The 20,458-nt window shown below is 54.6% G+C and carries 17 protein-coding genes and 1 tRNA gene; 14 read left to right on the forward strand and 4 right to left on the reverse strand.

Annotated features, from left to right (window positions below; genetic code table 11):
- Positions 1–3 precede the first annotated feature (3 nt).
- Positions 4–1,086 carry an anhydro-N-acetylmuramic acid kinase gene (locus K1718_RS23720; protein ID WP_265680619.1) on the reverse strand — a complete coding sequence of 361 codons (1,083 nt, stop codon included), beginning with the start codon at positions 1,084–1,086 and terminating at the stop codon, positions 4–6.
- Positions 1,083–2,438 carry an aspartate aminotransferase family protein gene (locus K1718_RS23725; protein ID WP_265680618.1) on the reverse strand — a complete coding sequence of 452 codons (1,356 nt, stop codon included), beginning with the start codon at positions 2,436–2,438 and terminating at the stop codon, positions 1,083–1,085. The genes K1718_RS23720 and K1718_RS23725 overlap by 4 nt, the downstream gene beginning before the upstream one ends.
- A 202-nt stretch (positions 2,439–2,640) precedes the next feature.
- Here K1718_RS23725 and K1718_RS23730 point away from each other — a divergent pair, with 202 nt between their 5' ends.
- From K1718_RS23730 to K1718_RS23760, 7 genes are all read left to right on the forward strand, one after another.
- Positions 2,641–3,477 carry a MurR/RpiR family transcriptional regulator gene (locus tag K1718_RS23730; RefSeq protein ID WP_152503286.1) on the forward strand — a complete coding sequence of 279 codons (837 nt, stop codon included), beginning with the start codon at positions 2,641–2,643 and terminating at the stop codon, positions 3,475–3,477.
- 110 nt (positions 3,478–3,587) lie between these two features.
- Positions 3,588–4,625: an ABC transporter substrate-binding protein gene (locus K1718_RS23735; protein WP_418068142.1), complete on the forward strand. Its 1,038-nt coding sequence runs from the start codon at positions 3,588–3,590 to the stop codon at positions 4,623–4,625.
- A gap of 77 nt (positions 4,626–4,702) precedes the next feature.
- Complete coding sequence (locus K1718_RS23740) at positions 4,703–6,448, forward strand: ABC transporter permease (protein ID WP_152503288.1); 1,746 nt, start codon at positions 4,703–4,705, stop codon at positions 6,446–6,448.
- Between the two features lie 9 nt (positions 6,449–6,457).
- On the forward strand, positions 6,458–7,516 hold the full coding sequence (locus K1718_RS23745) for an ABC transporter ATP-binding protein (protein WP_265680616.1): 1,059 nt from the start codon (positions 6,458–6,460) through the stop codon (positions 7,514–7,516).
- On the forward strand, positions 7,516–8,115 hold the full coding sequence (locus K1718_RS23750; RefSeq protein WP_265680614.1) for a histidine phosphatase family protein: 600 nt from the start codon (positions 7,516–7,518) through the stop codon (positions 8,113–8,115). The genes K1718_RS23745 and K1718_RS23750 overlap by 1 nt, the downstream gene beginning before the upstream one ends.
- Positions 8,115–9,026 (forward strand): calcium/sodium antiporter, encoded by a 912-nt coding sequence (locus tag K1718_RS23755; protein WP_265680613.1) that lies wholly within the window; start codon positions 8,115–8,117, stop codon positions 9,024–9,026. The genes K1718_RS23750 and K1718_RS23755 overlap by 1 nt, the downstream gene beginning before the upstream one ends.
- A 367-nt stretch (positions 9,027–9,393) precedes the next feature.
- Entirely contained in the window at positions 9,394–10,251 is an 858-nt protein-coding gene (locus K1718_RS23760; RefSeq protein ID WP_265680612.1) for an AraC family transcriptional regulator, read from the forward strand.
- A gap of 186 nt (positions 10,252–10,437) precedes the next feature.
- Here the strand turns inward: K1718_RS23760 and K1718_RS23765 are convergent, their stop codons facing one another.
- Positions 10,438–11,058, reverse strand: coding sequence for a TetR/AcrR family transcriptional regulator (locus tag K1718_RS23765; RefSeq protein ID WP_265680611.1), 621 nt, complete (start codon positions 11,056–11,058; stop codon positions 10,438–10,440).
- Between the two features lie 140 nt (positions 11,059–11,198).
- Here K1718_RS23765 and K1718_RS23770 point away from each other — a divergent pair, with 140 nt between their 5' ends.
- The 7 genes from K1718_RS23770 (at position 11,199) to K1718_RS23800 (ending at position 19,863) form a co-directional block, all read left to right on the forward strand.
- Entirely contained in the window at positions 11,199–13,331 is a 2,133-nt protein-coding gene (locus K1718_RS23770) for a VIT and vWA domain-containing protein (protein WP_265680610.1), read from the forward strand.
- Positions 13,328–13,975, forward strand: a complete 648-nt coding sequence (gene rrtA / locus K1718_RS23775) for a rhombosortase (RefSeq protein ID WP_265680609.1) — start codon at positions 13,328–13,330, stop codon at positions 13,973–13,975. Before K1718_RS23770 ends, rrtA begins: the two co-directional genes overlap by 4 nt.
- 745 nt (positions 13,976–14,720) lie before the next feature.
- Positions 14,721–15,176: a MerR family transcriptional regulator gene (locus K1718_RS23780; RefSeq protein ID WP_265680608.1), complete on the forward strand. Its 456-nt coding sequence runs from the start codon at positions 14,721–14,723 to the stop codon at positions 15,174–15,176.
- Entirely contained in the window at positions 15,173–17,671 is a 2,499-nt protein-coding gene (locus tag K1718_RS23785) for an N-6 DNA methylase (protein ID WP_265680607.1), read from the forward strand. The genes K1718_RS23780 and K1718_RS23785 overlap by 4 nt, the downstream gene beginning before the upstream one ends.
- Positions 17,671–18,168, forward strand: coding sequence for a PIN domain-containing protein (locus tag K1718_RS23790; RefSeq protein WP_265680606.1), 498 nt, complete (start codon positions 17,671–17,673; stop codon positions 18,166–18,168). Before K1718_RS23785 ends, K1718_RS23790 begins: the two co-directional genes overlap by 1 nt.
- Before the next feature lie 356 nt (positions 18,169–18,524).
- Positions 18,525–18,746: a DDE-type integrase/transposase/recombinase gene (locus K1718_RS23795; RefSeq protein WP_265680605.1), complete on the forward strand. Its 222-nt coding sequence runs from the start codon at positions 18,525–18,527 to the stop codon at positions 18,744–18,746.
- Between the two features lie 64 nt (positions 18,747–18,810).
- Positions 18,811–19,863 carry a TRAP transporter substrate-binding protein gene (locus K1718_RS23800; RefSeq protein ID WP_265680604.1) on the forward strand — a complete coding sequence of 351 codons (1,053 nt, stop codon included), beginning with the start codon at positions 18,811–18,813 and terminating at the stop codon, positions 19,861–19,863.
- A gap of 493 nt (positions 19,864–20,356) precedes the next feature.
- On the opposite strand, the gene K1718_RS23805 is transcribed toward K1718_RS23800, so the two are convergent.
- Positions 20,357–20,433, reverse strand: a tRNA-Arg gene (locus tag K1718_RS23805).
- Positions 20,434–20,458: the final 25 nt, after the last annotated feature.

The following is a 20,458-nucleotide window of genomic DNA, read 5'->3' on the forward strand; positions in this document are numbered from 1 at the left end:
TGGTTACGTCATCGGATGAAAAAGCTTCCCGCCAATGGTGGGCCGGCTCACGCCGGTGGTGCCTGGAAATGTTGTAGGTAAGTCTGCTTTCAGACGAGCACCCAGAAACGCCATCGCCTGTGCTTCAAGCGCATCTCCATTGATGTGGTGATCGTCGGAGGAGACAACTTCTCCTGAAAGCAAATCCGACAGCGCGCTCATCAGCACAGGATTGTGACGCCCACCGCCACAGACCAGCCAGAGCTTTGCAGGTTGCGGCAACAATGTCTCGGCCTTGGCTATGGCTTCGGCCGTAAAAGCAAGCAGGGTTGCTGCACCATCTTCCAGACCCAGTCCATCTGCAAATTCTCCGGAAAAACTGTAGCGATCCAGAGACTTTGGCCCAGGCTCGGAAAGAAACGGATGATTGAGCGCGCGGGCCAGCCGCTTCTCGTCGACAGTGCCTTTTTTGGAAATCTCACCGCCAGCATCATATTCTCCAGCACCGAGGCGGTTTATCCAGTCATCGAGCAATGCGTTGCCAGGCCCGATATCAAAGGCCAACAGGTCTTCACCCTCAATGTAGGTGAGGTTCGACACACCGCCGATATTGAGAAAGCAAAGCGGTTCCCTGCGCTCACCCAAAAGCGTCTTGCAAAGTGCCTGATGATAGACAGGTACCAGTGGCGCTCCTTCTCCTCCGGCAGCCATATCGGCCAGACGCACATCACCGATCACAGGCAGATCCAGCGCATCAGCCAGAGACTGCGGGTCACCCAGCTGTATCGTTTCTCCTGCCTTTGGATCGTGCCACACAGTCTGGCCGTGGAACACGACAGCGTCAGGAGACAGTTTGTTGTCGTTCAAGAAACGTTGGATTGCCGTGGCATGGCCATCGGTGACAGCCCTTGCAATTTCAGGCCACTGCTCCCGGTCCGTCCCCTTTTTTGCAGCGGCATCCAATACACTGCGGCGCGTTTCAGGCCTATAGGAAGTGGTTGTTGCCGGGCCGAACTTCGTCACGCGCTGGCCGTCGGTCTCAATGGAAGCCAGATCGATGCCATCCGCGGACGTGCCGCTGATCGTTCCGACGATGGACCAACTCATTTCAGACTGTCCGATACTGTCTTGAGACCTGCTTCTGCAATGTCGAAAAGCTCGTTGATCTGGTTTTCTGTGATGATCAATGGCGGGCAAAAAGCCATCGCGTCAAGCATGGCACGGGAGATCAGACCCTTTTCCTGAAACGCGGCATTGGCTCTTGCTCCAAGCGCACCCGGCGTCTGCGCAAGGGCGTCATGGGAAAGCTCCGCCGCGCCGATCAAACCGACACCGCGGGTTTCGATCACGAGCGGGTTTTCTCCCAGCTCGGCCAGACGTTTTTGAAAAACCGGTGCAACGTTCCTCACATGACCGACAAGGTCGCGCTCCTCGATGATCTTTAGGTTCTCCAGTGCGACCGCTGCCGCGACCGGGTGCCCGCTTCCGGTATAGCCATGGCCCAGTACGCCGATCCTGTCACTTTCGTCCGCGATCGTCTGGTAGACAGCATCGTTGATCAATAACGCGGAAATCGGTTGGTAAGATGACGAGAGGGCCTTTGAAAGGGTCATCATGTCTGGTTCAAGGCCGTAAGTCTGCGTGCCGAACATGTTGCCTGTGCGGCCGAAGCCGCAAATAACTTCGTCGGCAACAAAGAGGATGCCGTATTTCTTCAAGACCGGTTGTACGGCCTGCCAATAGCCGTCCGGTGGCACAACGACACCGCCCGCACCCATGACAGGTTCCGCGAAGAAAGCGGCGATGGTTTCCGGCCCCTCAGAAAGAATCAGGTCTTCCAGATCCACGGCACAGCGCCGGGCGAAGTCGGCCTCGCTTTCGCCGTCTCTTTTCATGGTCCGGTAGTGCGGACATGTGGTGTGCAGGACCTGCGGCAGCGGCAGATCAAAGGATTTGTGGTTGTTGGGCAGTCCCGTCAGGCTTGCGGATGCAATCGTCACACCGTGATAGCCGCGCACGCGCGAGATGATTTTCTTGCGGTCCGGCTGGCCGAGCGCATTGGAGCGGTACCAGATCAGCTTTATCGCTGTGTCATTCGCTTCTGATCCGGAATTGGTGAAATACACTTTCGACATTGGAACCGGCGCCATCTCGATCAGCTTTTCAGCAAGTTCGATCGATGGCCCGTGGGTCTTGTATGTGAAGGTGTGATAGTAGGGCAGCTTCTCCATCTGCCGTGTTGCTGCGTCCACCAGACGCTTTTCGCCAAACCCGACCGCGACGCTCCAAAGGCCGGCCATTCCCTCAATGTATCGTTTGCCGGAAATGTCCTCGACGTAGATCCCTTCACCCTTTTCGATCACCATTGCGCCCGTTTCTTCCTGTCGGCGAGCATTGGCATAAGAATGAAGCTGAAAGGCCGTATCTCGAGCCTCAAGAGAATTGGGGAGCTGCGCCATTGCGGCCTCACTTGCAAAGTGGTGAAGGTTCTAGGGTCACAAGCGACTCAAATTGCCACTCCACCCAGACTGTCACGCTAGACCCGCAATCGGCTGAAGACAATCGGGGCCTTCTGTATCGGAAGGAAAAATGAATCTGCAAGTAATATTGCAATCGAATCTGAATCATGCAATTTTACTTGCAGATTGACGAAGGAAGATCATGTCGCTGTTTGAGAAAATTTCACATCAGGCAACCACACTCACACCCAGTGAGCGCAGGCTCGTTGAGAACGTGATCGACAGCCCGACAACCGCAGCGCTCGGCACGGCCGGTGAACTTGCCCGGGCCGCAGGCGTTCATGAAGCAACGGCGTCGCGCCTTGCCAAAAAGCTGGGGTTTGAAAGTTACGCAGCCTTTCGTGACGCATTGCGCGACGAATTCATCGCTACCCGCGAAACCGCAACCCGGTTTGAAAAAACCATCGCAGAGAGCACGTCCGATACAATTCTTGGCGAACTGGCCAGGGAAGAAACTCAGGCACTCGGACGGATCGAAGAATTCATTACACCGGAGCAGATCGCAGAAGCTGCACAGATCTTGATGAGCGCGAGACGGATCTTTGTCTATGGCTACGGCAACGCGGAAGTGCTCGCGCTCATGATGGTCAAACGGTTCCGCCGTTTCGGCAAAGACACCCACCAGCTCGATACAGATCCGCGCGGCCTCGCCGAACAAATGCTGGGTCTCGATTCAGACGATGCTGTTTTGAGCTTTGCCTTCCGTCGACCGCCTCGCGGCTATGCGGCGTTGATGGAAACCGCAAAAGAAGTGGGTGCAAAGACAGTCATGATTTCCGGCAAGTCGGGCGCATTGCTAACGCCGCGCCCCGACCGCCTTTTGGCCGCACCACGCTCAGGTGATCAGGATGCCTTCCAGACCCTGACCGTACCGATGACAATCTGCAACGCCATCGTCATCGCGGCCGGACTGACAGCGAAAGAGGAATCGCTGAAAAAACTCGATCGACTGGGACAGCTGATCGAGCGTTTTGAATAACGAAAGAAACCCTTAGGGAGGGATACATGAATGTTCTCGGAGCAACACGCCTCGGCGTGATCGGTATATTTTTGTCTTCAGCTGCCTTGGCTGATGGGCATCTGAACGAAATGGGACCTGAGGAACTGCTGCCACTTGCCCAGGAGGAAGGCAAAGTGACCGTTTATTCCTTTACCAGCCGGATAGGCAAAGTGGAGGCCGCGTTTGAAGAGACCTATCCAGATATTGACCTGCAAGGTTTCGACATCTCGTCCACAGAACAGATCGCACGCCTCCAGGCGGAAGCGCAGGCTGGCGTCACCAATGCCGACGTTATCTACATTTCCGATACTCCCGTCGTACTGACAGAACTCTTGGAGACCGGCATCATCGCACCCTTTGTGCCGCCGCGCGTCGCCGATCGTGTCCCGCAGGAGTACCAATCGCCGCTGCTGGCGCAACGTTTGTCGACCAAAGTGCTGATGTACAACGAAGAAGCCAACCCGGACGGTGCGCCGGTCACGAATCTTTGGCAACTGACAACCGGCGACTGGCGCGGCCGGGTGGTCATGGTCGATCCCCTGCAAAGAGGTGACTACCTCGATCTGATGACAGAAATCGTATTGCGTTCCGACGCAATGGCCGCCGCTTATGAAGAGCAATTCGGAAAAGCAATTGAACTCGGAGATGCTGCCAATGCCGGTGAAAAATTCATCATGGATCTCTTTGCAAACGATGTGATCCTTGTCGGCTCCACCGATGATGTGAATGTGGCTGTCGGCGCAAAGGGGCAGGAAAACCCACCTGTCGGCTTCACCAGTTATTCCGACCGCCGGGACAACGAGGAAGAAGGCTGGGCGCTTCAAGTGGCCAACAGTGTAGAGCCTGCACCCGGCATCATCTTTCCTGCCGTGCTTGCGCTGGCCGCAGAACCCAACAACCCTGCCGCAGCACGGCTTGTGATCGATTTCCTGATGGGAGACGAAAGTGAGACCGGTGGTGCAGGCCTCGCACCGTTTTATGTTGCCGGCGATTACGTGACACGCACTGATATCCCGCCGCACCCGGACGCAGTTTCACTGAGCGACTTTACCGCCTGGCGCATTGCACCGAACGAGACCGCCAAGATCAGATCCGAAATCGGCGACCTGATCCTGACACTGCAATAAAACTCCCCGACCAGGAGCAGGCGTGGCCATACGCCTGTTTCCTGTCTACCCTGAAATGACCAACAAGGATGACGTTGATGGTGGATGTCACCATGAACAGGCAGGGAAGACGTGTGCTTTTCAAGCACGGAACGGTGCTGAAAACTGTCGTGCTTGCACTGTTGATCGCGCTGATCGTTTTGCCGCTTCTCAGAACAGTCCTGTTCACGCTGCAGCCTGACACCGTGAAAGCGTGGTCGGACGTGCTGACGGGGCGCTTGTCGACCAATCTGTTTTATAAACCACTGGGCAACACACTTCTGATCGGCGTTGTGGTGGCGTCAGGCTGTGTCCTTCTCGGCGGTTTTCTTGCCTGGCTTGTCGTCATGACCAACGTGCCGTTCCGCAAGACAATCGGTGTCATGGCCACGCTGCCATTTATGATTCCGTCCTTCGCGGCAGCTCTCGCCTGGGGCGCACTCTTCCGCAATGACAGGGTCGGAGGCCAGGTTGGCTGGCTGCAAGGCATGGGTCTGGATATTCCGGACTGGCTGGCATGGGGCATCACCCCGACGCTAATCGTGTTGACCCTGCACTATTTCAGCCTCGCCTTTACGATTATCGCTGCAGCACTCGCCACCGTGAACTCCGACCTTGTGGAAGCTGCACAGATCGCGGGAGCCAAAGGTGGCCGGATCCTTATGGGTATTATTCTGCCGGTCACGACCCCTGCCCTGGTCGCTGCAGGGTCGCTTTGTTTTGCCGGTGCGGTTTCAAATTTCGCAACACCGGCGCTGCTTGGACTGCCGGTTCGAATGCAAACCCTGTCGACCCGCCTGTTCGGCATGATCGAGGTAGGTCAGGTTGGAAGAGGTTATGTCATCGGCATTCTGCTCGTACTCATATCCGGCGCTTTCCTCTGGGCCGGAAACCGGATTGTGTCGGGGCGCAGGTCCTATGCCACGATCACCGGAAAGGGAGGACGTGCAAAACGTTTCGACCTGCGTAGTGCACGCTGGCCGCTCTGCGCCGTGGCCATGGTGATCCTGATCAGCTCCACCATTCTGCCGGTCGTCATCTTGTCCGCGTCAAGCCTTGCTCCATCATCTGCAAATCTGTTTTCAAACTGGACGCTGCATTACTGGATCGGTCCGAGCAGTCAGTCGATCGCACAGGGCATTCCGGGCATTGTTCACAACCAAGATATCGTGCGGGCGTTAACCGTTACCCTGGGTCTCGGCCTGGCAGTGGCCTTCACGGGCATGTTCGTGGGGCTCCTGGCGTCCTACACCACAGCTCGGTTTCGCAAGGGCTGGATGTCGGCTGTCATCACACAGGTCAGCTTTCTTCCACTGTTGGTGCCCGGGATCGCATTTGGTGCTGCGTACATCGCTTATCTGGGTGCTCCTATCGGGCCGTTTCCAGCGCTCTATGGAACCTTCGCGTTGCTCGTGATCGCAGCGACTGCGTATCTGCTGCCTTTTTCGGTGCAGACAGGACGCGCCGTCATCCAGCAAGTTGGCGGCGAACTGGAGGAAAGCGCACGCATCACGGGAGCAAGCTTTGCCCGCCGGTTGTCTGCCATCACCGTGCCGCTTGCGATACGCGGCCTGACGGCGGGCGGCATTTTGATCTTTGTGAAAATCATCCGTGATCTGTCGCTGGTTGTTCTGCTCTTCACGCCAACGATGCCGGTACTGTCTGTTCTGGCTTATCGCTATGCGTCTGAAGGGTTCGGACAATTCGCCAACGCGATCACAGTCGTCATCCTGTTCATATCCATCGCAGCCACGCTGATAGCAAACTGGCTACAAGCCAAATCGCAGCCCTGGCTGAAGAACTGAAGGTAGTCCATGCTGGAAATTTGCAATCTGTGCAAACGCTTCGGTGCTTTCGAGGCTGTTAAAAATGTATCGCTCAAGGTCCCCGATGGCGCTTTCCTTGTTCTGCTGGGGCCATCCGGTTGCGGCAAGACAACTTTGCTCCGCATGTTGGCAGGTCTGGAATTGCCGTCTGAAGGGCAAATCATATTTGACGGCCAGACCGTGTCGGACGGAGATCGGAGCTGGGCTGTCGATCCGGCGAAACGCAATTCGGGACTGGTTTTCCAGTCATACGCACTTTGGCCACACATGTCCGTGCGCGGCAATGTTGAGTGGCCGTTGAAGGTCATGAAGATGCCGAAGGTCGAGCGCGCGGCACGGATCAACGAAGTTCTGAACCTGCTTGAAATCAATCAACTGGCCGACAGGTATCCAAACGAGATTTCGGGCGGCCAGCAACAGCGGGTTGCCATTGCCCGCACAATTGCACCCAAACCGTCTGTTCTGTTGTTTGACGAACCGCTTTCAAATCTCGATGCTAAACTTCGGGTCGAAATGCGTACCGAACTGATGCGTCTGCATCGCGCAACCGGCGCAACGACTGTCTATGTCACACATGATCAGATTGAAGCCATGACGATGGCCACCCATGTTGCGGTAATGAACCACGGCACGGTGCAACAATTCGGAACGCCTGCCGATTTGATCAACACCCCTGAAACCGCATTCGTTGCGACATTTGTCGGCACACCTCCCAACAACATGGTCCCTGTGGTCAAGAACGGAAGTGGCTACAAGGTCGGCGGGCGGGCCATGCAGCTGTCCCCGCCCTCAGATGATTGCCTGGCTATGTACCGGGCCGAAAAGATGTCGGTAAGCGAGACGGAAAGCGCGATGACCTTGCCAATGGAACTTGTTGAAACCAGCGCTATTGCCGGACGCACCATGGTTACGGGCTTGCGTGATGGCCTGCGCCTGACAGCCATCGTGGACAGCGCGCCACCTATGCGAATTGGCGACACAGTTCAGTTTTCACTGCCGCCTGAACCGGATTGCTGGTTTAGCCGCACTGGCGAGAGGCTGGGCTGATGCGACTGCTGCTCGTACGACACGGACAATCAGAATGGAATGCCTCAAGGCGTCTTCAGGGACAGGCCGATATCGGGTTGTCCGAACTCGGTAAGTCGCAAGCCGATGCACTGCGGAGTGTCATCACAGGCATTGGCCACTGCCGGGCGGTGTCCTCCGATCTCAGGCGGGTAACCGAAACGGCTCAGCGAATAGGCGCGGAAGAACCTCGTTTCACGGAAGGCCTGCGGGAAATTGATGTCGGGGACTGGACCGGGCGCCCGATCGATGACATTCGGGCCGAAGACGATGCTGCCTATCTTGGATGGCGCGCGGGCACGTTCGCACCGCCTGGAGGCGAAGAGTGGGACGCCTTCGCAGACCGCATTTGCTCTGTCATCGAAGATGAGCGCCAAACCCCCTGCCAGAACCTGCTTGTCGTTTGCCATGGTGGGGTAATCCGCGCGATCTTGCAGCGCTACCTCGGTCTTGCTCCTGCTTGCGTGATACCGGTCGCTCCGGCCAGCCTGAATGCCTTGCGACTGGGAAACGGCAAACCTCCCCGACTGGAACTCTTCAATTATTTGCCCGATAGCCTGGAATTCGGAGCACCCGATTGATGCTGATGGAAATGTTGTTCCTTGTCGCTGGTTGCACCCTGCTTTTTTATGGTGGTGACTGGCTTGTTGACGGGATTGCAGGCCTGGCCAACCGGCTGCGCGTCTCTCCGATTGTCGTGGCATTTGTCGTCATGGGCTTCGGAACATCCGCTCCTGAACTCTTTGTTGCGGCCGACGCAATGATGGCCAACAAACCCGATATCGCGGTCGGCAATATAGTTGGCAGCAATATAGCCAATCTGTTGCTCGTTTTGGCCTTGACCGGACTGATCGCACCTCTGACCATCGACCGGGATGTGCTTCGGATCGACGGCAGTGCGATGCTCGTTGGAGCGCTTCTATTCTGGACAACCGCGTATGACGGGTCTGTTTCCAGGATGGATGCGCTGCTGCTGGTCATGGCAATGCTGACCTACCTGACCCTGCGGTGGCGCAGCCTTGAACTCCGGGATGAGGTTCCGGACACCTGCGAAAAGGGTCTGTTTCCTTGCCTTGCCAAGTGCGGCCTTGCGTTGGTTGCACTGCCTGTCGGGGCGCATGTGTTCATAGAGGCCGCCGTCGAAATCGCCGGCATGCTCGGAGCATCCGATGCCGTGATCGGACTGACGGTTGTGGCAATCGGTACATCCTTGCCAGAGATGGCTGCCTGTGTTGCTGCAGCTCTGAGGCAAAAATCCGGCGTTATCCTCGGCGGGATTCTGGGCAGCAATGTCTTCAACGGTAGCCTCGTGATCGGAGGCGCTGCCTTTGTCGCTCCTGTGGCTGTGGCGCAAAGTTTTCTCGATTTCTGGATACCGGTCATGATCCTAGCGACAACGGCGTCGCTGTTCTTCCTGCGCACGGGTTTCACGCTCAGCCGCAGGGAAGCATCGGTCATGCTGGCAAGCTATGCCGCAATCTTCGCAATCTAACTGTCAACATTGAGCACCTCGCAGACGCGGTGCCTGCGACAGACCAGATGATCGACCCAGACAAATGGACCGGTCATTTGAATTGGAGCGACGCGCAGTTTCGCCATTCGGGGCACCTTAGTCATTGATCCAAAATGGCTCATAAACTGCCGACGCCGCCAAGTTACCTTTTGCGAGAGAGAGTATTTGTGACCGGACAATTCGGACCTTCGTGCATTGTGCGGCGAAGGTCGGCCGTGCGCTCATTTCGGCCGATGTAGCGTTGGGCACAAATGGCGGCTAAGACGTCGCGAACAATTCAGATTCAGCAATACAAGCATACTCGACCCGAAATATGTTTTTCGGAGCAAATTCGGGAGATATTGGAATGGCAGCGGACGACCGCCCGTTTGTTGGATATGAAGATAGGCTCAATCGCGTCCTATCCTACATCTATGAGAACCTGGATGAGGATCTGAACCTCGACAAACTCGCCGATGTAGCCTGCATGTCCAGGTATCACTGGCACCGTGTCTTTCGTGCAATGACGGGTGAAACATTGTCCGAAGTTGTGCGAAGGCTGCGGCTGAACAAGGCAGCCAATGCGCTGATTGAGGATAACACTCCTGTTCGGGCTATTGCTGAGCAAGTTGGCTACAAGAACTTGGCGAGCTTTTCCCGTGCTTTCAAACTCACGCACGGTGTTTCCCCGAACGCATTTCGCGAGCAAGGCAACAAGATCAACAGTTTCTTGACCGTAAATCCCAAAGAAGACGGTATGTATCCTGTCACCGTGATGGAATTTGAAGGCGCTCAAGCGGCAGGCGTTGCACACATTGGTCCTTACCGGCTGATTGGCAGCGCTTTCAAAAAACTAGGCTGCTCGCTCATGGCCAATTCTCTGATGGATAACGTTGGCGAGCTTTTTTGCATCTACCACGATCTGCCAGAATCCAAACCGGATGCAGAGCTACGGTCTCATGTTGCAGTTTCAATCCTGAGTGGATTTCCAGACCAGTTGAATGGTTTTGACTATTTCGATGTCAGCGGCGGAAAATATGCTGTTCTGGAACACACAGGACCGTATCCGACGCTCAAGTCAGCTTATGATTGGCTGTATGGAAATTGGCTGCCTAACTCTGGCTTGGAACCACGTGATCTGCCTCCACTAGAGGTATATCTGAATGATCCAAGAGCGACGCCGTCGTCAGACCTGAGAACAGATATCCGGCTTCCATTGCAATAGGTCGAGACATCAAGCGCATGAGGGCAATGCAGTCCCCTGATTTGCTGTGGTGCTAAATCCAAATTTCTTTCCGACCGGACGTTCGACGCACACCAACAAAACCCACCTTTCCGTCGTGCATCGAATTCCCAAGAAACGTCCGTTTTGGTCCTGTTCTGACATGCGGCCTGGTTGCGTCGTCATCGCTCAAAGCCCATTGCTGACGCTCATATTCTGTTCGCTTTTCAGGCCGTCGACATAGGTCTTGATCAGTGTTTTTGCCAGAGTAAACGCGGTTTCACCGTCTTGAAGTCGACCGGAGCCTTCCAGGATAGTCATGCCAAAAAGGCTCATCCACAAAACACGTGCATGTTGATGAATTTCGGTTTCGCTTTGATCCGACAGAATGGGTGCGAGCGTGCTTTCGATGATGGCAAGCAGCCTGGAGACCTTCTCTGAAAACCATTCGGGCACCGGCCGGTCTTCGGGCAATTTATGTTCAAAGATCGCGTTCCACAGCTTTGGGTATTCATGTGTGAAACTCAAATAGCAATGTACGAGCCTTTCCAGGTCCATAGTCGGGTTCTGTGTGAGCTCGACCTTTGAAACTGCCTCCATGAGCTGATCCAAAGTCTCCCCATTCATATGCATGATGAGATCATCGAGATCCTCGAACAAATTGTACAAAGTCCCAATCGTATACCCGATATCACGCGCAATCTGTCGGGCACGAAGGCCTCTAAGGCCTTCTTTTTCAACGATCTTCCTTGATGCATCTATGGCAAGCCACCACAGCTCTTCGCGCGTATGATCAGACCGTCGGGCCACGTCTTTCTCCAAGAATCATCAAAAAAATGAACATTGTTCATATTTTATCTTGAAATTGAACATCGTTCAATTTATTTAAATGAGCACTGATCAATTATCAGTCATTGCACTTCGAAACTTCACGAACGGGAGTATTCATCATGGTTCAGATCTCAAGAGACTGGTGTGCCGCAACGGCATTTGCTGCAGGGCTCTGCTTGAGCGTCTCAGCTGTATCACCGGCCAATGCTGTTGGCCTGCTCACGCCATCTGATCAATCGCAGTCGCTGGATCTTCTCGATCACAGGGTGAGTGTGGTGGTGGAAGACGGTTACGTGATGACCACGGTCAATCAAACGTTCAGCAATCCGCACACAAGTGACATGGAAGCGACTTATTCGTTTCCAGTTCCGCACAAGGCCGCTGTTTCGGAGTTTACCTACTGGATTGACGGAAAACCGGTATCGGCCGAGGTCGTCGACAAGGAAAAGGCCCGTCAAATTTATGAAGGTGAGAAACAGGCAGGCCGGAACACCGCGCTTGCGGAGCAGGATGACTACAAGACTTTCGACATCAGTGTCTGGCCGGTGCGCGGCAATGATGACGTTGATATTCGCTTCTCTTACATCCAACCGGCAAAACTCGACACAGGTATTGGCCGATACCTTTATCCGCTCGAAGAAGGCGGCGTCGACGAGGAAAAACTCGCCTTCTGGACCGCCAAGCAAACCGTAACCGGGACGTTCAGTTTTGATTTGCATTTGCGGACGGATTATCCGGTCGAAGCCGTTCGCCTGCCGAAGCACCCTGGAGCTCAAATTACACAGGAGCAGGATGGGAGCTGGCGCATTCACATGAGTAATACGGACCTGGCAGACGGTCTGGCGAAAGACGCCGACTTGGATTTGCAACCGTCCCAGCCCATCGATGAAACCGGCATCAACGAGGGCGAAGCAACGGCAAGCCGCATCCCAGTGACACTGGATCAGGACATCGTCGTCTATTGGCGGCAAGCGCAAAATCAACCGGCGCGCGTCGATCTGGTGCCCTACAAGACAGATCCATCCGGTCGCGGAACGTTCATGCTGACTTTAACGCCGGGGATGGATCTCAAGCCTATCACCGAAGGGCGTGACTGGATCTTTGTTCTGGACCAGTCAGGATCCATGGGAGGCAAGATCGCAACGTTGAGCGAAGGCGTCGCGAAAGCGCTCGGAAAACTAAGGCCAGAAGACCGATTCCGGATCATCTTTTTCAACAACGATACAACTGAGCTTACAAACGGTTTCACTCCGGCATCCCCCGACCAGATCACACATGCGCTGAACAGCATCCACAGCGTTCAAGCCGGTGGCGGCACCAACCTTTATGCCGGACTGAAGAGAGGTCTCGATGCCCTGGATTCCGATCGCACGGGCGCCATTGTCCTGGTGACTGACGGCGTTGCAAATGTGGGCACCACGGAGACCAAAAAATTCCTGGAGCTGGCGCAGCAAAAGGATGTTCGTCTGTTCACTGCGATCATGGGCAACAGCGCCAATGAACCCTTGCTTCAACCGATGACGGATGCTTCCGGCGGCTTTGCGCTCAGAGTTTCGAATGCTGACGACATTGTCGGCACCCTCCTGCAGGCAACATCAAAGGTTACGCACGAAGCCCTCCATGGCCTGAAACTGGATTTGACACAGAAGGACGGGTCGCTGCGTATCAACGATATCAGGCGGCGCAACAATCCGTCGCTCTATCGCGGTGAGCAGCTGGTTCTGTTTGGTCACTATTGGGGAAACGGCGAGGCTTCGTTCAAACTCACTGGCGAAATCTCAGGGTCTCCTGTCAGTTACGAAACCAGCTTCACCTTTCCCGAAACAGCCAAACGCAACCCTGAAATCGAACGTCTATGGGGCTATGCGCAAATCGAAAAGGACATGCAGACCCTCGCTCTTCTTGGCCCCGACGCGGACCTGAAAACGTCCATTGTCGACACGTCGAAGGAATACGGAATTCTGTCTCCCTATACGTCGATGTTGATCGTTGAAGAAGCGCGGTTTGAAGAACTTGCGATTGACCAGACCAACAAAGAGCGTCTTGCCACCGAGCAGGTTGCCCAACAGGAGCGCAAGTCAAAGCCGGTCCAATCGACCCGTGTCGACACGAAGAAGCCAATGTTCAAGGGCAACCAACCAAGCCACTCGGGTGGTGGTGGCGGCGGCTCCGGATCACTGGGCATCCTGGGTCTGCTGTTGGCACTCTCTGCATTGACCATCGGCCTCAAAATGCGCCGTCGGAACGCATGATGACCGGTATTCTTTCCTCTCTCTCCCATGGCGGCTCAAAGCTGCCATGGGTTTCCTTCGCCCTGGCTGCGATTTGCCTGGCTTTCTTCGCTGTACTCGGCGGTAAACCTGAGGCTCTCATCTATGACCGGGAGCTGATTGAAAACGGAGAGGTCTGGCGGCTCGTGACTGGCCATTTCGTTCACCTGGACCACCAGCATCTACTCATGAATGTCGGTGCCCTGATCGCACTCGGATTTCTTTATGAAACCTCCCCGCATGGTGGTGCGCGCAGGCTCATATTGGGTTGCTTCGTTCTTTCCGGCAGCCTGGTTTCTTCCGTCTTGTTTCTTGGTGACCTCAAGACACAGTTCTATTGTGGCTTATCGGCAATCCTGAATGCGCTTTACATGGTCACGATGATTGCAATGTGGCGTGAAACACGCAGCCGGATATGGCTTGTTGGCCTCGGCCTCCTGTTCGCAAAAACTGGATATGAAGCTCTGTTTGGCTCGGTCTTTTCAAGCAGTCTCGAATGGCCCCCCCATATCGGCGCCCACCTCACCGGGCTCCTCTCAGGCACACTGCTTTTGTCTTCGGACTATGTGAAAGGAGGCTATTTGAGACTGAGACGATCTTACGTCAGCGCCTTTGAACCCAGCTAGGCGCGACGGGTGCCAGATTTGGGTTTTTGTCTGGACATTGCGGTTCTCCACGATGGGCGTCGAAGGTCTGTTCTCCGATCCTCATCCCGGCACGGCAAGCCATCCGCATTCTCACTCTGCAAGCGCGCGCGGCGGTGTGTCCGCAGCACGCGAATGACTCACTCCTTCTGCTTGGTTACACGGTAGTCTTCGCCTCGCTGCGAATGCAGCAGTGCAACCAGTGGCTCTGAAGCATCGACTACATAACGACAGTTTGGGGACCGCATGCGGAATGACGGGTTGCGTCCAAAAAAGTTGTAGAAGCAGACGTTCACCCATAACGAGTTCGCGGTAGATTTCGGCCCAAAGCGGTCATTGGTGTCTCGTGCAACAAACGTCCACTTCGAGCCCAAAGTGCAAATTACTGCACCGTGTATCAATGCCGGAAGTGCGCAGGAACCGGACTTTGCAAACTCGTAGACGGCACTACCAATCTCATTCGATGTGGCCCCGAAGCTGTCGTTGATCGCAGCCTCCGATGCTGCAATGCAGTTTCTTCGAAGCGGACCCTAGTCGAACCAGAACCATTCACGCGCTTTAGACGACCCCAATTTTGGGAATTGTGTATCCTCGTGACCTGGCCAGAGCTTCCCTAAATTCAACATCAGAACTTGAAGTGGTCACCATAACCGCTTAAGAAATGAAGGTGGGTATTGTACCCACTCAAGCAAGGCAACGGACTTCTACCAGTTGAGAAGGGTTATTCATGATCGCAGCAGGACAGGTCCAGAAACTTACTGATTTGACCGCCAACCAGTTGCGTGAGTGGTCACAACGGCGCGACCTTGTACCACCAGACGTCGAAGCACAGGGGCCGGGTCGCCCAGCTCTTTATAGCTGGCAGACAGTATTGTTGCTTCGGTTGGCTGTCGTCTTGCGAGAGAAGTTTAAAATTGAGTTGCAAGCTCATAAAGATCTACTCCACGCATTGCGTGATCTCTTTTCCGGTGCTCCGTTTCCAACACTGCGTGGCTCCATGCTTGCTCTCCGTGCCATGGAGCACGGCGAGATAGTCCCAGAGGGTATGGTCCGCGTGGGTAGTGATGACGCAGATACCCTGTTCCTGCGTCTTGATCCGCATCTCGACGTTTTGGAGGCCGAATTTTCGCCACAAGATCAAAGCGACCAGTTTCCATTGTTTCGTGCGGTGCAGGTTCGATGAACGCGCTTGCCTCCATAAAGAGTGGACTTCGTGAAATCGGCTATGAAGCCGAGGCGATGCATCATGCCTATAGTTTTGCAGATGTACTCGAACAAGGCGCGACCACTCGAACGGTTGCCCTTGCAGCCTTCACTCAAACACCTGAATCCTTTCGGTCAGCAGCATTTGGGGTTGTTCAGAATGAACCGAACAGCGCCTCCGCGATCATGGCAAACAGAGCTCTTGGCGCTCCCATCTTTTTTTCCATTGACGATGAAGATGTTGGGGTGTGGGCAGTGGACGCACGCAATGCGCCTCGTCTCATCGAACGTCTGCCAGTTGAGAAATTGCCCGACCTGTTCGCACGCAATCGCGAAATTTGGAGCCCACAGGCGTTACATCGGGCAAAATCCGTAAGCCTTCCCCGCGATGCAGTTCAGACTGATTTTATCGATTTGGGCTTGCTGCCTGCGATTGAGCAAGAAGTGCAGCTTAAGCTCCACCAAACTATGGCAGAAGTCCTCGAACTACTAATGCCCCAGAACAGCGATCAAGATGATGAAAAAGCAGCTTTCCGGCTAACTTTCCGTTTGCTTGCTGCAAAAATCCTCATTGACCGAGAGCACCCAGCGGCCGCAGGTTGGGAGGCTGATGATGTAGAAACGGTCTTGGAAGGAATACAAGGCTACTACGGTCTCAAGCTCCTTGGAGCTGACGTGGCTAATGTCAAAGCAGATCATGTTTCAGCAGCTTGGGCGCGATTGAGAAGCGCGATTACTTTGCGGAACATATCCTCGGACAGTCTTGCATTTGTCTATGAAAATACACTGGTAACCGCTGATACCCGAAAGCTCTTTGGTACGCATAGCACGCCCCGGTCAATTGCAGAGTATGTGCTCCGGCGGATCAATCTATCACGCTTCGACCCTAAAGCTGTGAGGATTGCTGAGCCTTTTGCTGGTGCTGGTATATTTTTAGTTGCAGCCATTCGTGAACTTCGTGATCTATTGCCTCACAGTTGGTCTGCAGAACGGCGTCATCAGTTCTTAGTGGAACGTCTGATAGGAGCTGAACTCGACGTATTCGCGTGCGAAGTTGCAACGCTTTCACTTATTTTGGCCGATTACCCTAACGCCAATGGCTGGCACGTGGGTTCGATAGACCTATTTGAGCAGAACGAACTCGAAGAGTTCCTCACGGACTCAACCATCGTTCTCTGCAATCCACCATTTGAAGACTTTTCGAAGGCTGAAAGAAATGATTATCCGAAAGCCGTTACTACCTCGCCGTCTAAAGGAATGGTCGCGCTTAGCGCCGCCATAGACGCCGCACCGGAGGCCCTCGGTTTTGTGTTGCCACGCGGTGTACTTCAGCAGAGCAAATACAAAAAGCTTCGAAAGCGGCTTGCAGCCACCTTTGAAAGCATCGAGCTGGTTTCGCTACCTGATCGAATCTTCGAAAAAGCTTCGTTTCCGTGTGCTCTGGTAATCGCAACGGACCGCCGACAAAAAGCAGACATTTCGAAACCTGTAAGACTAACATCGAAAGCTGTGTCGGATGCAGACGGAAAGAAATTCCTTACTTGTGGCGCGGTGACGTCAACACGCCAAGTATTTCGGACCGCACAGACAGGTGATTTATGGATCGGGGAACTGGCCTCACTATGGACATATCTTGAAGACAACCCACGGCTGGGAAACTACGCGGAAATTGCTCGGGGTCTGGAATGGCGTTCTCAAAGGGCTGGTGTATTAGACGAACCGGGACCAATGGCAAAGCGCGGGGTCTATAGACCCATCGACAGCCTTGCTCCATACCGTCTGAGAAATCCAGTTTGGCTCAACTCAGATCCTGCTCAAAATTACAGACGAGGACCTTTGGGGAGGCCTTGGGATGCGCCGAAGGTCCTTATTAATAAAAGCCGTGTTTCTCGAGGTCATTGGCGACTTGCCGCAGCGGCTGATGAGAATGGACTTTGGGCATCCCAGAAGTTCATTGGAGTTTGGCCTTCCGCTGAGTATGATATTTATGTGCTCGCAGCGGTCCTTAATGGACCATTAGCTAATGCATTTGTCACTGAACACTCAACTGATCACGACTTCACCAACGTGATGCTCTCAAGCATGCCGTTGCCGACTAAGTTGGATACTGAAGCGATCAAGGAAGCAGTTCTTGAGTATCAAGATGCTATTGACCAACAGCAGCAAACACTGCTCTCCAACGATGATTACAACGAAAGACTGAATAGCCTCCTTTTGTGGATCGATGCGCTCATCCTAGACGGTTATGATCTTCCGCCGCGCCTCGAGCGACAACTACTCACCTTTTTTGACGGCCATGAACGGCCAGTTCAACATAATTTTCAAGGCTGGTTACCGGAGGATACGAAGGGATATGTTCCTCTATATGAACGACTAACAAGCGACGAAAAAACCAACCGTGGAAGCTGGGTGCTTGATGTGTTCAAACCCGTGCCTGATGAAGAGAATGACGCAATTGCAAGGTTTATCGCTTGATGGACCACATTCTTCTCGACACGAATTTTGTGTCCGTACTGTTTGATCCTCGACGCCCAAATTACAACGCCGTTGAGGCTCGTGCCCAAGCATTTGGAAAAACTGACCTTGTCTATCTCTCAGCCATTGTTTTGGCGGAGCTTCGCTACGGAATGGAAGCGGCTCAACGCCTTGGACAAGACGTCTCCAATATCCGCAGAATCCTCACTCAAGCTGGATCATTTCCGCTAGCAGAAGTCGGCCGCCACACTTCCGAGGCCTACGGAGACGTCAAGTCTCGGCTTGCAGATCACTACTTAGATATGTCACGCCGCATACCGAGATGGTTGGAAGATTGGTCGGATCGAGCTTCCAGCAAAACCCTTCAAGTAGATGAAAATGACCTTTGGATTGTGGCGCAGGCCATTGAGCGAGACTACCTACTGGTAACAAGTGACCAACGTCTGGCGGATCGGTTTTGTCCAGCCATTCCGGAACTCAGGATATCAGTGGTCTAGCGTGCTGCATAATGTCTCCTTTAGTTCGAAACGATTGCAAAACCACATCCGCAGCGAATGACCGCTTTTCGCGGGCTCTTTCGGATCGCTCAGATGCTGTGGCGGCAAACGTCATGTCCGCTTTGGGCTGAGACCGGTCCTCAACAACCATTGAACCTACGGCAGCAAAGTCCGCGAAGCAGTCTCTGCTCTCTTGTGCATAAAAGGTCCGTTCTGAGCCCAAATTGCGTGATGCTGCGCGTTTCGCCAAGGCCAGCTTTTCCGGCCCTTGCGATCTTTAGAGTTGTAGCGGAAGCTCATTTCAAGACGCGAATTTGAGGTAGAGATGTCAGTGATAGTACAGCCAGTAGCCGAGCATGATCGACAAAAAGTCGCGGAGCAACCGGAACGAGAGCGATCATGCCGCTATGAAGCCGCTGTTTGGGTATCGTCAGAGCTTTCAGTCTTTGAAATCAGCCAAAACGACACTGAGCGGGATCGAGACGATAAGAACAATCAAACGCGGTTACATCCAGAACAGAAATCCAGGCATCCGCGGCGAGATCCAGTTCATCAGCCAGCTCTTCGAAATAGCATGACCCAATGCGCCGCATCGACAATTGCGCACCTCAAAAAACGAACGCACCAATCCCGGAGGACGACATGACAAAGATGACCAAACTGGCCCTAGCTGTCTTACCCTTTATGGCCATGAGCGGGCCGAGCCTTGCGCAGGATGTCACAATCACCCTGCAATCGGCTTTTCCGACCAGCCTTCCCGTCATCAATACGATCCGGCAGTTCGAAGCAGAGGTCGAGGCAGCCTCCGGCGGGACAATCCAGATCGAGCTGGCGGAACCTGGTGCGATTGTCCCACCGTTCGACATTCAACAAGCGGTCTCTGACGGCAAGATCGAAGCGGGCTATACCGCTGCGGCCTACCTTCATGGGTCCTTGCCCGTTGCGTCGTTTTTCACGTCGATGCCGTTCGGGCCGCAAGCGCTCGATTATATGGCTTGGTTCTACGAAGGCGGCGGGCTCGAGCTCAATCAGCGCATGTATGACGATGCGGGCTTTGACCTCGTGACTATGCCACTAACCTTCACCGGTATGGAATCGGGCGGCTGGTTCAACTCACCCATCGAAGGGACCAACGATTTTGCCGGGCTCAAGCTGCGCTGGTCCGGGCTTGCCTCGGAAGTGCTGGCAAGCCTGGGTGCGGATACCGTGCTGATCGCAGGTGGAGAGATCTTTCCATCGCTTGAAGGTGGCGTCATCGACGGGACCGAGTTCAGCTTTCCCCAGGTGGATCTTGCGCTTGGTTTTCCGGACGTGGCTTCTTTCAACTATTTCCCCGGCTGGCACCAACCCTCGACGATGATTGAGTTGGTCATCAACCGCGACGTTTGGGACGGCCTGACAGACAGCCAGCGCACGATCATCGACATGGCGGCCAGAACCAACGCGATGCGTTCGGTCCTGCGGATGGAATACTCACAAGCCGCCGCCGTCGAGCAAATGGCAGAACAGGGCGTGGACGTCCGCCTTTACAGCCCCGAGACCCTGGACAGCCTCCGGGTAGCCTGGGACACGCTTGTCTCCGAGATGGCCGCGGCCGACCCCTTTGTGGCAGAGGTCTGGGACAGCTTGCAGGCCGCGCGAACACAAGAAGACACCTGGGACGCCTTAACCGTAACACCTATGCAGCGCCCATGATCGACCGTCCCAGCGCGATCCTTGGGCTTCTGCGCCCGTGGGGCTGAGACGAGCCTATTACACAACATGAAGCCGGGCCACAAAGGGCTCTGACCGGCCATCTTCTGCATTGCGACATGAATTGAGTCGGAGCCGATGGTCCCGCCGCTCTTACTTCTTGGGCCAGCGGGATTTGGGCAAGCCAAACGCCCCTGGCCGTCAAGGGGAAGCCGCCGCCCTTCCCTACAGGCAACCCCATTAGACAGGGCCGTGTCCGCGGCTGCGCCTGTGGGCCACACTACCCTTGTCGAATAGCATTGCCTCGCCCCCTCCCGCGTTCACCACGTGGCAGATCAGCAGAACAGGCGGTTTCGCCGTCTGAACCTGCAAATCAGACCTGATTTTCTGAATGGGAAGTCAGATCAATCGACACAGTCCGCGGAAGCAAAATGGGGACGCTGACTCAGTTTATGACGCGAAGGTCAATTTCGTCTGACGTTCAACATGGGAAATATGGCGCACCGGGGAGGATTCGAACCCCCGACCCCCAGATTCGTAGTCTGGTGCTCTATCCAGCTGAGCTACCGGTGCTTATAGGGCGAAGATCGTATCATCG

Origin of the sequence: Roseibium porphyridii (assembly GCF_026191725.2) — a bacterium.
GTDB classification, from domain to species: Bacteria; Pseudomonadota; Alphaproteobacteria; order Rhizobiales; family Stappiaceae; genus Roseibium; species Roseibium porphyridii.

What these genes read in the sequence shown, in the direction of transcription:
- K1718_RS23720 (WP_265680619.1), bottom strand. Translation starts at nt 1,086, where the DNA reads ATGAGTTGGTCCATCGTCGGAACGATCAGCGGCACGTCCGCGGATGGC.
- K1718_RS23725 (WP_265680618.1), bottom strand. Translation starts at nt 2,438, where the DNA reads ATGGCGCAGCTCCCCAATTCTCTTGAGGCTCGAGATACGGCCTTTCAG.
- K1718_RS23730 (WP_152503286.1), top strand. Translation starts at nt 2,641, where the DNA reads ATGTCGCTGTTTGAGAAAATTTCACATCAGGCAACCACACTCACACCC.
- K1718_RS23735 (WP_418068142.1), top strand. Translation starts at nt 3,588, where the DNA reads ATGGGACCTGAGGAACTGCTGCCACTTGCCCAGGAGGAAGGCAAAGTG.
- K1718_RS23740 (WP_152503288.1), top strand. Translation starts at nt 4,703, where the DNA reads ATGGTGGATGTCACCATGAACAGGCAGGGAAGACGTGTGCTTTTCAAG.
- K1718_RS23745 (WP_265680616.1), top strand. Translation starts at nt 6,458, where the DNA reads ATGCTGGAAATTTGCAATCTGTGCAAACGCTTCGGTGCTTTCGAGGCT.
- K1718_RS23750 (WP_265680614.1), top strand. Translation starts at nt 7,516, where the DNA reads ATGCGACTGCTGCTCGTACGACACGGACAATCAGAATGGAATGCCTCA.
- K1718_RS23755 (WP_265680613.1), top strand. Translation starts at nt 8,115, where the DNA reads ATGCTGATGGAAATGTTGTTCCTTGTCGCTGGTTGCACCCTGCTTTTT.
- K1718_RS23760 (WP_265680612.1), top strand. Translation starts at nt 9,394, where the DNA reads ATGGCAGCGGACGACCGCCCGTTTGTTGGATATGAAGATAGGCTCAAT.
- K1718_RS23770 (WP_265680610.1), top strand. Translation starts at nt 11,199, where the DNA reads ATGGTTCAGATCTCAAGAGACTGGTGTGCCGCAACGGCATTTGCTGCA.
- rrtA (WP_265680609.1), top strand. Translation starts at nt 13,328, where the DNA reads ATGATGACCGGTATTCTTTCCTCTCTCTCCCATGGCGGCTCAAAGCTG.
- K1718_RS23780 (WP_265680608.1), top strand. Translation starts at nt 14,721, where the DNA reads ATGATCGCAGCAGGACAGGTCCAGAAACTTACTGATTTGACCGCCAAC.
- K1718_RS23785 (WP_265680607.1), top strand. Translation starts at nt 15,173, where the DNA reads ATGAACGCGCTTGCCTCCATAAAGAGTGGACTTCGTGAAATCGGCTAT.
- K1718_RS23790 (WP_265680606.1), top strand. Translation starts at nt 17,671, where the DNA reads ATGGACCACATTCTTCTCGACACGAATTTTGTGTCCGTACTGTTTGAT.
- K1718_RS23795 (WP_265680605.1), top strand. Translation starts at nt 18,525, where the DNA reads ATGATCGACAAAAAGTCGCGGAGCAACCGGAACGAGAGCGATCATGCC.
- K1718_RS23800 (WP_265680604.1), top strand. Translation starts at nt 18,811, where the DNA reads ATGACAAAGATGACCAAACTGGCCCTAGCTGTCTTACCCTTTATGGCC.